Annotated in this window: 8 protein-coding genes and 7 pseudogenes; 5 read left to right on the top strand and 10 right to left on the bottom strand. The window is 55.2% G+C overall.

Going from position 1 to position 13,538, the window contains the following annotated elements; translation table 11 throughout:
* Positions 1-279: pseudogene (locus tag AC5WNI_RS06745) on the bottom strand (PAAR domain-containing protein).
* Between the two features lie 764 nt (positions 280-1,043).
* On the opposite strand from AC5WNI_RS06745, the gene AC5WNI_RS06740 reads away from it, so the two are divergent.
* Positions 1,044-2,747 carry a sodium:solute symporter family protein gene (locus AC5WNI_RS06740; protein ID WP_153635503.1) on the top strand — a complete coding sequence of 568 codons (1,704 nt, stop codon included), beginning with the start codon at positions 1,044-1,046 and terminating at the stop codon, positions 2,745-2,747.
* Positions 2,748-2,787: 40 nt separating this feature from the next.
* Positions 2,788-2,916, top strand: coding sequence for a putative transporter small subunit (locus AC5WNI_RS06735; protein WP_215824257.1), 129 nt, complete (start codon positions 2,788-2,790; stop codon positions 2,914-2,916).
* Between the two features lie 119 nt (positions 2,917-3,035).
* Here AC5WNI_RS06735 and AC5WNI_RS06730 read toward each other — a convergent pair.
* From AC5WNI_RS06730 to AC5WNI_RS06720, 3 genes and pseudogenes are all read right to left on the bottom strand, one after another.
* A pseudogene (locus AC5WNI_RS06730) lies at positions 3,036-3,341 on the bottom strand (Gfo/Idh/MocA family oxidoreductase); the annotation flags it as partial.
* 75 nt (positions 3,342-3,416) lie between these two features.
* Positions 3,417-3,563, bottom strand: coding sequence for an integrase core domain-containing protein (locus AC5WNI_RS06725; protein ID WP_153636825.1), 147 nt, complete (start codon positions 3,561-3,563; stop codon positions 3,417-3,419).
* Positions 3,564-3,794: 231 nt separating this feature from the next.
* Positions 3,795-5,009 (bottom strand): annotated as a pseudogene (locus tag AC5WNI_RS06720) (IS1380 family transposase); the annotation flags it as partial.
* Positions 5,010-5,059: 50 nt separating this feature from the next.
* Here AC5WNI_RS06720 and AC5WNI_RS06715 point away from each other — a divergent pair.
* Positions 5,060-5,182: pseudogene (locus tag AC5WNI_RS06715) on the top strand (transposase); the annotation flags it as partial.
* A 42-nt stretch (positions 5,183-5,224) separates the two neighbouring features.
* On the opposite strand, the pseudogene AC5WNI_RS06710 reads toward AC5WNI_RS06715, so the two are convergent.
* Positions 5,225-6,777: pseudogene (locus AC5WNI_RS06710) on the bottom strand (IS3 family transposase).
* A gap of 73 nt (positions 6,778-6,850) precedes the next feature.
* Between AC5WNI_RS06710 and AC5WNI_RS06705 the strand changes: the two are divergent.
* A pseudogene (locus tag AC5WNI_RS06705) lies at positions 6,851-7,114 on the top strand (transposase); the annotation flags it as partial.
* Between the two features lie 231 nt (positions 7,115-7,345).
* Positions 7,346-7,489: pseudogene (locus AC5WNI_RS06700) on the top strand (IS481 family transposase); the annotation flags it as partial.
* Positions 7,490-7,508: 19 nt separating this feature from the next.
* Here AC5WNI_RS06700 and AC5WNI_RS06695 read toward each other — a convergent pair.
* The 5 genes from AC5WNI_RS06695 to AC5WNI_RS06675 form a co-directional block, all read right to left on the bottom strand.
* Positions 7,509-8,683 (bottom strand): IS3 family transposase gene (locus tag AC5WNI_RS06695; RefSeq protein WP_289105110.1). Its coding sequence is split into 2 segments (ribosomal slippage): positions 7,509-8,428 and positions 8,428-8,683, totalling 1,176 coding nucleotides; the frame shifts between segments, so codons are not numbered across the junction.
* 43 nt (positions 8,684-8,726) lie between these two features.
* A protein-coding gene (locus AC5WNI_RS06690) for an IS5 family transposase (protein WP_495928961.1) occupies positions 8,727-9,604 on the bottom strand; the annotation gives its coding sequence in 2 pieces (ribosomal slippage) (positions 8,727-9,262 and positions 9,262-9,604; 879 coding nt in all).
* A 149-nt stretch (positions 9,605-9,753) separates the two neighbouring features.
* Positions 9,754-10,416 carry a glutathione S-transferase family protein gene (locus tag AC5WNI_RS06685; RefSeq protein WP_495928960.1) on the bottom strand — a complete coding sequence of 221 codons (663 nt, stop codon included), beginning with the start codon at positions 10,414-10,416 and terminating at the stop codon, positions 9,754-9,756.
* A gap of 695 nt (positions 10,417-11,111) precedes the next feature.
* Positions 11,112-12,269: an iron-containing alcohol dehydrogenase gene (locus tag AC5WNI_RS06680; RefSeq protein ID WP_153635500.1), complete on the bottom strand. Its 1,158-nt coding sequence runs from the start codon at positions 12,267-12,269 to the stop codon at positions 11,112-11,114.
* Position 12,270: 1 nt separating this feature from the next.
* Positions 12,271-12,687, bottom strand: coding sequence for an organic hydroperoxide resistance protein (locus tag AC5WNI_RS06675; RefSeq protein WP_495928958.1), 417 nt, complete (start codon positions 12,685-12,687; stop codon positions 12,271-12,273).
* Positions 12,688-13,538 lie beyond the last annotated feature (851 nt).

The raw sequence follows: 13,538 nt of genomic DNA, 5'->3' as shown, positions 1-13,538 counted from the left end.
TCATCCCAGGCCCTGCTTGCCACTCGCGGCAGAGATCAGCGCCGCCCCACATGACGTGTGACAGCCGTGAAACGCTACCGGCTTGCCATTCAAGCTGATGGTGGGATGCCCCTAGATGATGCTGCAGATGCTATGGCCATCCTTGGGACACCTTACCATGACCCCCACCACTGCCACCGGCTTGCCCTCCAACAGATAGTTGGACTGGGCATACACCACCTTGCCGCCATGTGTGGTGCTATCACCTGGCACTATAACGCCATCGCCGGAACTGAGCATCCGAGACCCTACAGCTGGGCCGCTTTGAAGACTCGCTCTCCCATGTGTCAACGTCCTCTTCCACGCCGAGTCAGCCGTTGCTTGGGCCATTGAGGGAGTCTTTTCCTCAAGCATTGGACAAGAAATACGCATGACGTAATGACAACGATTTATTTCACTTTCTGGCACCATTCAGAACACTCAGCAAATAAACACAACTCATGCCGAGTAATATTATTTATATAATACGTCATGTCTTTCATGCTGCTCTGGCACGTGTCACGCAACTGAACATCGTCGCACCCGCTCGTCCAATCATCGTTGAGGTGAATGAGAGGCAAGCTTTCCCCGCCAGGGTGTGGACATTGACATGCGCATAATTTATCGTTGCCAACGAATTTGATAACGAGAAAAAATAAAAACACCGTTTTGCCAAGCTTGGGGCTGACCAACAACTCGCATCAGCGCCCTTGCAAGGCTTGACCGATAACAAGGACGCGTATGCGATATCATTATTCCGATGAAGGCAGATGCATGCCACGCCGCCCTCCCCCAAGTTCCCGCCTGACCGGGAAGTGCCACCAACTCCGTCTTCATTGACCGAGATTGCCGATTATTGATGACGCGGCCCACGTGCTGCGCTGGATGCCATTTGCTTGAGCAAATGACGCAGAACTACGTCCACGGCTAAGAACCTTCCCCTCCTTACTCGTCGCTATCGACAACCGTTTGCCCTTAGGCGACTGCGTTGCGTAGCGCCCTGTTTCCCTACCGAGGGCCAGTTCTTGAACAACGAATCGCTATATCAATTCTCTACCCTGACTGTCGTACTGCTGCTGCTTGCCTTCTATGGCGGCACCTACCTGATGACGCTGGGGATCCGCAAGAAAAATGAAGATGCCGATGCCTTCATGGTCTCCAACCATCGCGTTGGCTTCGGCATGGGCGCGGCAAGCATGACGGCTACCTGGATCTGGGCGGCCTCCTTCTATGCCGCCGCCACCTCCGGCTATACCTATGGTGTCTCAGGGCCGATCCACTATGGCCTGTGGGGTGCACTGATGATTCTGTTCATCTACCCCTTCGGTCGCCGCTTCCGCAAGCTGGCGCCCAATGCGCATACACTGGGCGAGCTGATCCATGCGCGCCACGGCTCCTCCAGTCAGCTGATTCTGGCGCTCTCCAACCTGCTGGGTAGCGTGATCAGCCTGATGGTCAACTTCACCGCCGCCGGGGCGCTCGTCTCCGTGCTCTCACCGCTGTCCTTCCAGGCAGGCGTGATCATGGCGGGTGTGGGGGTGCTGTTCTACACCCTGTGGTCCGGCTTCCGCGCCTCGGTACTGACCGACTTCGCGCAACTGGTTGCCCTGATGGCGATCGCCATCGTGATCATTCCAGCGGTGTTCTTCGCCATGGGCGGCCCGACGGAGCTGGTCGCTGGCCTAGATAATCTGACGCCTGAGCAGGCCAACTTCTTCTCGACGGATGCCATCCTGAACCAGGGGGCGCCCTTCTTCGTCGCTGTACTGGCCTATGCGATCGGTAACCAGACCATTTCCCAGCGCCTGTTCGCCGTCAACGAAGACCACATCAAGCCGACCTTCCTCACCGCGACGCTGGGCTATGGCGCCATCGTCATCGGCCTGGGCATGATTGGCCTGATGGCACTGACACTCGGGGTGGAGCCGCTCAACGGCGACATGAACAACCTCATCCCGCAGATGGTGTCCGAGTATCTGCCGCCGTTCTTCATCGCGCTGTTCTTCATTCTGGTGATCGGCTCGCTGTCCTCTACCGCGGATTCCGACCTTTCCGCGCTATCCGCCATCATCATGGCTGATGTCTATGGCAAGAATATCGCCCGCGGCAAGCCAGACCCGAAGCGCATGCTCTTCATCGGCCGCTTGACCATGATCATCGCCACGGTGCTGGGCATCGTCTTCGCCAGCTTCTCACTGGATATCCTGGTGATGCTGGTCTTCGTCGGGGCTCTGTGGGGCGCGATCGTTTTCCCGGTCATCGCCAGCTGCTTCTGGAATCGCGTGACCAACACCGCCTTCACCACGTCGGTCATCGTCGCGATGGTGATGTTCTGCCTGGCACGCTTTGAACTGGTGCCGCTGACGGGCATGAGCGGCCTGTTCTTCGAGCTGCTCGCCAGCATCGGCGGCGGCGTGATCATCGGTCTGATGGTATTCGGCTTCCTGGGGCGCATTCTCGGCATCATCGCTGCTGTCGCCGCCATGATCGCCATGCTGATCTTCGCGACCGACTTCCTGCGTGACTACACCGTTCTGCTCGCCTCACTGACCGCTTACGGCACCAGCACTCTGGTGTGTGTGGTCATGAGCCTCGCCAGCCGACAGGAACGCTTCGACTTCGACACCATCACCGCACGTGTCGGCAACTATGACGAAGCACTCGACTCAGGTGGTCGTGATACGACAACACCGATCCAGACGCAGCCTGCTGCCTCCACCGGCGCATGATTCTGGATAACGTCCGAAACAGAACAGGGAGACAACACACATGACATTGCTATTTGCCACCTACGTACTGGTATGGCCAGTGCTCACCCTGGCGGTATTGATCGTCATCTGCCGCGCGGTCGCACGTGATCGCCGCATCGCACGGGAAGAAAAGCGCGAGCTGGTATAAAGCCCTCTGGCGTAATGTGACGCCATGAAAGCAAAAGCCCGCCTCTGGAATGTCCAGAGGCGGGCTTTTTCATGCTGTGGGTACGGCCTCACCTGATCGGTCATCAAGGTGCCAAAAGCTCACCGAATCTCGCTGAGCAGCACGCGGCGTCCTTCGCGCCAGGAAATGAGCGCGGCTTCCGCCAGCTCAAGTGCCGCCAGGCCGTCCTGAGCCCCGGCCAGAGGTGCTCGCTTGTCTTGGCAGGCCGAGACGAAATCGGCGACCTCACGCCCGAATGCCTGAGCATAGCGCTCGAGGAAGAACCATTTGGGTCGTTCATCCATCACCCCCTGCTCGCCCGTGAAGCGCAGTCGCGTATCCGTCTCGTTGCGGGCTTCCAGCATGCCCTTGCTGCCGAAGACCTCGATGCGCTGACCATAGCCGTAACAGGCACTGAAGTGGCCCCCATCCTTTGGACCACCTGACGGGTCGTCTAAGCTCGGATCAGGTCATCATCGGCGTCAGGCCGCCTGGATCAGTGGTTGAGAGAAGTACACTTCATCAGGTGTAGCATCGTCTAGCCCTTGGTGGGGCCGCTCTGTGTTGTACCAAGCGAAGTAACGCTTCAGATCCCCTCGCAAGTGGGCGCCGCTCTCGAAAGCCTTCAGCCCGCCTTATTCACGAGTGCCCTGATCAGGCGGCTTGAAGTGGCTGGCCGTTGGGTTCTCGCACCAGGGGCGCTATCTACGCCGTAACGGCCCGCTGAATCATGCCCAAATGCTGCTCTTCTGTCGTATCTATATAACGTTCAGGAATTAATCACGCCGTTAAAGCAGCCGTCATCGTCGACCGTCGCTGCGGTCGCTCGATTCTTGAAGCTATGGTGGTTGCGCCGAACGTCAGCTGAGCGCGGTCAGCTTCGGCAGCCCCTTCAGCAAGGCAGGCCACCATTTATCAGCCGCATCGCCGAGGTGAACGGTGATGCGCCGAGCGTGCAGCGAGAGCGTCGCCGCCACCTTGAGCACCTGTTCACGCATCCGGCTCAGGCTCCAACCCTGCCGAGTCTGGCGCCCCAGCAAGCAGCGAAGGCCATGCAGAACCTGATAGGCGTAGAGACTCAGCAACAGGCTCACCTCATTGCGGGCCATCACGTCCTGGACGGTGGAGACACCGCGATCGGTCGACGAGAGATGCACGTCGAGCGCCGACTTCACCTCGCCCATGTGCGCTTCGGCGCTGCCGCGCTTGCGATAGAGTGCCAGGATCTTCTCGGGCGGCCAGTCGAACTTGCCGAGGTTGGTGACCAGGAAGAAGGCATGCAGCAGCAGGTCATCGGGGCGTTCCTGAACCACCAGCACCACGCGTCGTGGCGTTGGCCAGGTACCGGCCTGGTATTCAAGGTCGTGGCACCACTCCCGAGGCTGCTCAGGTGGCCGGCCGCGTGGCCGCTTCAGGTAGGGCGCTGCCAGCGCCTGCAAGCCCTTGTGGCTACGCAGCCGGCCCAGGTACTCGATGCTGCGCTTCTCCAGCGCCTCCAGCGTGTCGTTGTCGGTGAAGCCGGCGTCGATACGCACCCGAACCTGGGCGCCGGTGCTCTCGTTAAGCCGCTTCACCAGGTGCGGGATCCACGTATCAGCGTTCTCGGCGGGGCCGGCGTTGCCCTCGCGCAGCAGGCCGCCGACCATGTCGCCAGTTTCGGCCAACGAGGCGACCAGCGGCGAATAGATCCGCGTACCGTAAAGGCCATGATAAGCGGAACCGCCCTGGTGCCCATGGACCTCAATCGGCAGGCCGTCGATGTCTAGCGTCAGCTGCTTGGGACGCTCGCCGTTCTTCAGCGAGGTCAGGCGCCAGGCCACCAGCCGCAGCAGACCTTCATGCACGGCATCGATGTTGTCGTTGTGTCCAAGGCAGGTCAGCAGCCGCGACAGCGTGGCTTGGGACGGCCTATCCTGGACCAGTGGCGTCATGCCGCGCGCATCACTGCAGGCCAGCTGCCAGAGCGGATCACGGCGCAGCGTGTCGGTATCGCTGAGATCGATCCACCCCATCGCCCGCTGCAGCACCAAGGTGCGTATCTGGCTGGCCAGCGAGTGGCGAATACGCAGCGGATGCCCTATCTGCCAGCGTAGTTGTCACCTAAACGGATTGAGAGGTGATCAACGTGCGTTATTCCACAGAACGTAAGGAAGCCATCCTCAAGAAGATGGCGCCGCCTATGAGCATGACCATCCCGGAATTGGCCAAACAGGAAGGCATCACTGCAACAACCCTCTACAATTGGCGGAAACAGGCCAGCGATGTCTGTCAAGCTTGTTGGAACCTGTAATCAGGCGGCTTCTAATCGCTGATCCTGTTGAACCAGCGGGTCTTCCTGGTCGGGGTTCAGCCAGACTGTCCGGCGCGGTGTCCAGTTGCGGGTGGCACTGCTCCACCGCCCGGGATGTTGCCGTTTCGCCTCGGCATAGATGGCGTCTCGCCTTGCCAGCACCTCGTTATCCAGGCCGGCATGCCGCTCCCCCGGGGTGACGAACCGTATGGCGCTGTGGCGGTGTTCGTGGTTGTACCACTGCACGAAGCGCGTCACCCACTGCTGCGCCGCTGACAGGTTCTCGTATCCGTCCATCGGGTAGTCGGGCCGGTACTTGCAGGTCCTGAACAGCGACTCTGAGAAGGCGTTGTCATTGGAGACCCGAGGGCGGCTGTACGACGGAGTGATATTTAACCGCTGCAGCGTCGCCTGAAGCGTCGAGCCTTTCATGGCGGAGCCATTATCGGCGTGTAATACCAGTGGCTGGTTGATGCAGCCTTCGCGCAGCACGGCACGCTGGATTACCTCGCTGCTATTGGCCATGGACTCCTGGTCGAAGACCTCGGCATCGACGATCTTGCGACTGTAGATGTTGACGATCATGTACAGGTAGTAGAACTGACCACGCACCTGGGTCGGTAAGTAGGTCACGTCCCAGCTCCAACAGGCATTGGGGCGTGTCACCCGGTGTCGCTGGGGGTCGCCCTTGGGACGTGGAGCGCGAGCGCGGCCACGGTGGTGCTGCTCACCATGCTCCCGGAGAATGCGGTAGTAGCTGGACTCTGACGCCACGTAGCGGCCTTCTTCGTCCAGCAGCCGCGGCACGATCTGCCCAGGCGGCAGGCTGGCGAACTCAGGACGATGGCAAATCTCCAGCACCTGCTGACGCTCTTCCGGCGATAGGGCATGACGCGGGACAGGCCGCACCGCTTGAGGCCGGCGATCCTGATCGCCCCGCACCCAGCGGCGATACGTGTTGGTGCCGATGCCGAGTTCAGCGCATGCCGACTGCAGGCGTGCCCCTTGGGCACGCCCCTCATCGATCAGCTGTATGGCGTCCTGGCGATCTGTGGTGCTGATCATTCGTCCTCGTCCCCCCAGATCGCTCGGGCCTTTTTTCGCAATGTCAGTAGTGCGGCGGTTTCCGCCAGCGCGGCCTCCTTGCGGCGGAGCTCGCGCTTGAGTTCCTTGTTCTCCTGGCGCTCCGCCTTGCGTGCCTCACTCTGCTGCTTGGTGGCGGCATCGCTTCGGTCGTTAGCGCCTTCACAGCTCGCACGCCAGCGCTGGACCTGTTCGGGATAGAGGCCACGCTGCCGGCAGTATTCGGCACGCTCAGCCTCGCTGAGGGCCGCTGTCTCCAGAACGGCGTGGAACTTGTCCTGCGAGCTCCAGCCTTCGGGATCACCGCTCTGGTCAGGTAGCAAACGGCCTGCTTGCCGAGCCTTCTTGCGCCAGTTGTACAGTGTCGCAGCGGAGATGCCTTCTTCCTGGGCCACTTCTGCCACCGTGCGGTTGTGCGGCGGGAGCAGCTTCTTGAGGATGGCCTCCCGGCGCTCGTCGGAGTACTTCATCGGAACCTCATCACGCCCCATATGGTTCAGAGTCTAACAGCCGCTGATACTCCAACTAGCGTGACAGTGGGGGACCGTCCAGGACGTGATGGCCCGCAATGAGGTGAGCCTGTTGCTGAGCCTCTACGCCTATCAGGTTCTGCATGGCCTTCGCTGCTTGCTGGGGCGCCAGACCCGGCAGGGTTGGAGCCTGAGCCGGATGCGTGAACAGGTGCTCAAGGTGGCGGCGACGCTCTCGCTGCACGCTCGGCGCATCACCGTTCACCTCGGCGATGCGGCTGATAAATGGTGGCCTGCCTTGCTGAAGGGGCTGCCGAAGCTGACCGCGCTCAGCTGACGTTCGGCGCAACCACCATAGCTTCAAGAATCGAGCGACCGCAGCGACGGTCGACGATGACGGCTGCTTTAACGGCGTGATTAATTCCTGAACGTTATATAGATACGACAGAAGAGCAGCATTTGGGCATGATTCAGCGGGCCGTTACGGCGTAGATAGCGCCCCTGGTGCGAGAACCCAACGGCCAGCCACTTCAAGCCGCCTGATCAGGGCACTCGTGAATAAGGCGGGATCAAGCTTCATAAACAAGCGACGACGTCACCGAAGATCCGTATCGATATACAAGCAGCGCCCTCCAGCATCACGGATAGCGAGCTCGCCCGGCAGTATGGCGTTGCCATCGCGACTATCCGGCGGTGGCGGCACCGTGACGATACCTAGGTTCTTGTAGTGGTCAAGTGTTTTTGGCCACCGAGCTTTGAGCATTCCAGTAGTTCTTTTCTGCCAAGTTCGGCGGTATCCCATCGTTATGCTTGTGCGGCCTGAGGCTGCTGTAGTAACCGATCATATAATCAGTGACAGATCGCTTCGCCGCAGCGACATCGGGATAGCCGATCTCTGGTATCCATTCCGTTTTCAGGCTTCTGAAGAAGCGCTCTGTTGGGGCATTGTCCCAGCAATTGCCACGGCGACTGAGACTCAGCGTCATTCGGTAGCGCCAAAGCATCTGCCGGAATGCCCGGCTGGTGTACTGGCAACCCTGATCCGAATGAAACAGGATATTCCGTGGCTCTCCACGCGATTCGTAGGCCATGGTCAGCGCTTTCTTTACCAGCTCCGTGTTCGGCGATAGAGACAATGCCCACCCCACGGGTTTACGAGCATACAAGTCGATGACCACTGCCAGATAAGCCCAGCGTGCCCCTGTCCAAATATAGGTAATGTCGCCGGTCCATACCTGATTGGGCTTCTTTACATCGAACTCCCGATCAAGAACATTCGGTATATCCAGGTGTGGCTGATCAGCCTTCTTGTAGGCGTGCCTCGGCGGCTGCGAACTCATCAGCCCCAGCTGCTTCATCCGCCTGCTGGCCCGATAACGACTCAACTGTATTCCTGCCTGCGTGACCATTTTTGCAATGCTGCGAGCGCCGGCAGAGCCGTTACTGACGGTATGCGCCTCGACAACCTGATCCAGCAGCTTCTGCTCAGTCTCACAAGGTCTTCTATCCCGACTACGCCAAGCCCGGTAGCTACTGCGATGCACCCCAAACACCTGACACAAGTGCTGCACCGCGTAGCTCTCTTCAAGTCGCTCGATTATCGAGAATTGCTCAGGGAGTCCGACATCAAGAGAGCGGTAGCCTTTTTTAATATTGCCTTCTCTTCTTCCACTCGCCGCAGCTTGCGCTTCAGTTCCTGGATCTCACGCTGTTCCGGCGTCAGAGCCTCACCTTTCAGCGGCGCCTTGCCTGCCCGCTCAGCGCGAAGCCTGCGAACCCAATACTCCATGGTGGATTTGCCAACCCCCATGGCCTCACACGCCGCCTTCAGCGTGTAGCCCTGGTCGACCACGAGCTGGGCCGCTTCCAAGCGAAATTCCGGGCTAAACGTTCTCTTCTTCGTCATCATCTGCACCTGATTGTCTCTGTGAGCCATCATACACTCAAAGTCAGGTGGCCAGATTCACTGTGCCACTACATCTGTACGAAAAGTCGGCTCGTAGACAGCGGCGTATGCAAGCTACGCATACCATCGCATAAAAGCTACGGGCCAACTTCTCATATCGCGTCGCAATACGACGGAACTCTTTCAGCCAACTGAAAGAGCGCTCCACGATATTTCGCTGACGGTACATGGGTTTATCGAAACCCCGTAGGAGACCTGGCCGGGGTTTCCGTTTCATCTTTCGTTGAGCGATGATCGGCTTGATTCGAACGCGGTCGCAGTAACGGCGCAACTCATCACTGTCATAGCCCTTGTCTGCCACGATGTAGCGGCAACGCTTTCGTGGCCGGCCACGACTCCCCGGTAGATGAACCTTTTCCAGAGTGGGCATGAAGTACCGCGTATCCGATTCTTGCCCCGCCGACAGCGTGAAGTCGATGGGCCAACCAAAGCGATCACAGATCAAATGGATTTTGGTCGTGATGCCGCCACGACTCCGGCCCAACGCATGGTCTAAGGGTTCTTCAGATCCCCCTTTTTGCCTCCACCAGCGGAGGCGCGTATTGCACGAACGGCGGTTGAGTCGATCATCCAGGTCTCGAGATCCATCAGGCCATCTTCACGAAGCCGAAGTTGTAGCCGCGACAAGACCGCCTCAAAGGTACCGTCATCACGCCATTGTCGGAACCTGGCGTAGACAGTACTCCAAGGGCCATAACGTTCGGGAAGGTCGCGCCACTTGGCGCCAGAGCAGAGGGCCCAAAAGATGCCGTTCAGCATCTGTCTGTCGTCTTTCCGGGGCCTGCCCATCGATTGAGCCGGTGAGACAATGTCTTCGATCAACTGCCATTGGCTATCAGAGATTTCGTCGCGTCCTGTCATACCGCACCTATGCTGGGTGTGCATGGGTCACATTAGCAAAAATGACTTTTCGTACAAAACCTAACAAGGATAGCCTCCGATGTGAAATCCGATAATCCGGTGCCATACAAGTGGTCAACCACACGGGGCCTGACAAGCATGCATGGTTACTACTTATCTATATGCAATGTTATTCCTGTATAACCACCATCTCTTAGCTTATTCTCTATATCTAATGCCTGCTTATAACTAGGTAAAGAATGCATTCCTTTAATATAGTTAATTAAGTTAGGGAACTTATTTTTAGGCGACATATTAAGAGCTGTCTCTATAACAAAGACAAGCATAAAATCAGCCCCTGTCAATCTATCTCCTACTATATATTTTTTATCTTTGAGTGAATCATCAAGATAACAGAAAACCTTCAAAAACTCATCCTCGGCATACTTCTCTAAAAATGATGTTTGTTTTTCACTGCTCTCACGTAAATTAAATATTTTAAGCAAAATAGGTAGCATAGCTGAACTTTCTGAAAAATGTATCCATTCTAAATATTCAAAATACTCTTTAGAAGATTTGCTTGGCGCCAAATAACCAGCAAATCTAGATATAATAATTTCGGTTATAGCTCCAGACTCGACAGTAATCTCACCATCTATATTCACAACTGGCGACTTTCCTAGAGCATGTATATTTAGTAATGACGATGGCGCGAAATGTGTAATAGCATCTCGAGAATAGCCAGTTATCTTGTACGAATAACCTATCTCTTCAAGTAACCATAAGATACGAATTGAGCGCGAATCAATTAAGTGATGTAGGTGTATCATCATATAACTCCATTCCTGTTAGTTAAAATCAAATACCTTAATTCAAGCAACAAGCTATTATCTGCGGCACCCAGGCTTCCTGCGCATTCCCCCCCCCCCCCAAACACCTGCGCCGGTGTCTGATAATCGGACCGTTTTCGAGGACGGTCATTTGGCTACTCGTCCGACTTGCATAACACTAAATTACTAACTTGGCGGAAGTCTTTTCCTTTGGGGAACAAGCAATTGGTGTTCTTGTTGCTCCCACGCAGCCTAGAGCGATAAAAATCAAAGAAATCCATCATCGCCGTTACGACCTTAGCCACCGCTTAGCATCCGAAGAATTCCGAGCCATTGTCCAGTACAGCGTGATGATCTGGACTGCCGCCGCGCCTAGACCCTAGGCAGTCTTGCCGCCAGTAAATGGCAGCTGCGACGCTCAACTAGTGTGACCAGGTCTGATTGCTTGTGACACTGTATTACGGTGTCACCCACCCAGTGGTCGATGAAGCGTCGATCATCGACCTTATCTGGGCTCCACTCATCACGCAGCCATCATGCTAAACAGGCGCTTTGTCCACTTGGTGGCGGTACGGCACCTTACAGGTACCGCTTCTTTTTCAAACCTCAGAGTGTTCTGAGTCGACCATCCTTTTTGGGCGTTCTACCAACACAAGTTTACTGTTTACAGCGCCTACTGCCATCATATTCTATTATTCTTATAAAGCAGCTTCAAGAATACGGCGAGCATCATCGGGTGTGATGGATTTATGTTCACCAAGCGCAGTCATTCCGTGATTTCGTAAAGAATCAACGATATAGTCGATTCCGGCAGCATCAACACTATAGTCGCCTAATCGAGTCTTGATGCCCATCCGCTCAAAGAAATCACGCGTTGCTTCGATCGCAGTATCAATGCGTTCGACATCAGATCCTTCACGAATATCCCAAACATTGCTGGCATACTGGAGAAGTTTCTCACATTTGACCTCGCGCTGATCATACATTAATGATGGTAGCACAACCGCAAGCGTACGGGCGTGATCAGTATCGTTCAGTGCGGTAATCTCGTGCCCGATCATATGAGTAGCCCAGTCCTGAGGTACTCCTGCACCAATGAGCCCATTCAAAGCCATTGTTGCAGCCCACATCAAATTGGCACGAATATTATAATCATCAGGTTTCTCAAGCGCCTTGGGTCCAAGTTCGATCAATGTACGCAGAAGGGTTTCGGCAAAACCATCCTGAATCGACGCAGCAGCTGGATAGGTTAGGTATTGTTCGATCGTATGAACGAAGGCGTCAACTACACCGTTGGCAATCTGACGCGGTGGCAAGGTGTAGGTCACCTCGGGATCTAACATGGAGAACACCGGGTAACAATGAATACTGCTAAACGGCAGTTTAGCTTTTTTTTCAAGATTGGTAATCACTCCACCAGAATTCATCTCAGACCCAGTAGCAGGTAGCGTCAACACAGAGCCAAACGGAACTGCTTGGGTAATGACTGATCCATGTGATATAAGAATATTCCAAGCATCACCATCATACTTTGCCGCCGCCGCAATAAATTTGGTGGCATCGATGACCGACCCCCCCCCAACGGCTAGCAGGAAAGTGACGGCATTTTTGCGAACTATCTCAACTGCTTTTAGCGCTGTAGCATAGCGTGGGTTAGGTTCAATGCCTCCAAACTCAAGCATTACCCTGCCAGCAAGAGCTTCGCGCACCTGGCTTAGAACGCCAGTACGTTCGGCACTACCACCGCCATAGAGAATCAAAACTTTCGCATTAGCGGGGACCTGATCTTTCAGCTCTGCAATGCTACCTTTACCAAACAGAATTCGAGTAGGGTTGTGAAAATCGAAATTCTTCATATCAGTTTCCTTCAGTTTCAATATGTAAGCGGATATCGATGTTTCCGCGAGTAGCATTGGAGTAGGGGCAAAGTTTATGTGTCGCCTCGACCAATCGCTGTGCGTCCTGTCGGGCCATGCCCGGTAAGTGAGCAATAATGTCAAGGTCAAGCGCGTATCCACCATCGGATTGTTGGCCGATACCCACTTCAATCGAAGTTTTTGCCCCCTTGACATTCAGCTTGAGCTGCCTTGCGGTAATCTCCATCGCGCTGTCAAAACAAGCGGCATAGCCAAGTGCAAACAGTTGTTCAGGGTTTACGCCATCTTCATCACTATCGGGCCGAACCATTTGGACCGAAAAACTGCCGTCGTTCAGGGTTGAAATTCCTGTGCGCCCGCCCATTGCAATTGCAGCAGTTTTGTAGAAAATTTTCATGAACTATCACTCCTTATTCGACCAGTCGACTATCGAATGGTTAAAAAATACCTTGAGGGCATCGTTTTTCACGTCACTATTTAGAACGGTGCGTCAATATCAACCACCGAAATAAGCTTGTGGTTGACAAACTCCCTGATTCCGAGCCCGATCAATTCTCGGCCGTAGCCCGACCGACCAATACCACCAAAAGGCAAGTCTGCCTTAGTAAGCGTTAGGAGATCAGAGTCATCGGCCAACGCATCTGCAATCTGCGACCAAATATTTCTTTAACCAGCGATTGTAACGCATATAGACGGTATGCCGACGCCCGAAGGAGACCAGCAGGTCACGCTCAGGAGCTCCAATGCGAGCGATCGACAGGACAGCTTCATTAAAGAGGCCGGTTGTCTTTGGCGGTCACACCACAGTCAGTCACTTTATCGGGAAGAAGAGACTCAAGTGACTCCCACTGGTTATCACGCAGCATCATTCGGACATTTATCCAAACCCCGTCATCCCATATTAGGCACGTAAAAAGTAGTAATTATCAACACTGTCAAACTTACTAATAATTTCATTGTTTTTTGCCACCAGACATCTTATATACCATCAGTGATACCACTCGTCCAGCCAGTGGAAATGATATTAACTGAGTGACTGGGACCAATACTAACACTTCAATAAGAACCATTAACGGGAAGCTTAACCCCTTGGTTAAGGGAGACAATATAGCCAGCACTATTAGTAAAGTCGGATATAGCCCTATACACCCCACTAATAACCTTCTTCGAATAGAATTTGCCCTATGATGCCAAGACTTTTCTCTACTCCGCTTCATGAATGCCTCTTCATTAGAGAAATGATGATAA

The organism is Cobetia sp. PDI-12MA, assembly GCF_059507695.1.
Note: the sequence above shows the minus strand (reverse complement) of the source record. Positions and strands in the feature narration are given on the sequence as shown.

Coding starts and splice junctions, on each gene's coding strand:
- AC5WNI_RS06685 (WP_495928960.1), bottom strand. CDS start 10,416: ATGATGATACACCTACATCACTTAATTGATTCGCGCTCAATTCGTATC.
- AC5WNI_RS06680 (WP_153635500.1), bottom strand. CDS start 12,269: ATGAAGAATTTCGATTTTCACAACCCTACTCGAATTCTGTTTGGTAAA.
- AC5WNI_RS06735 (WP_215824257.1), top strand. CDS start 2,788: ATGACATTGCTATTTGCCACCTACGTACTGGTATGGCCAGTGCTCACC.
- AC5WNI_RS06675 (WP_495928958.1), bottom strand. CDS start 12,687: ATGAAAATTTTCTACAAAACTGCTGCAATTGCAATGGGCGGGCGCACA.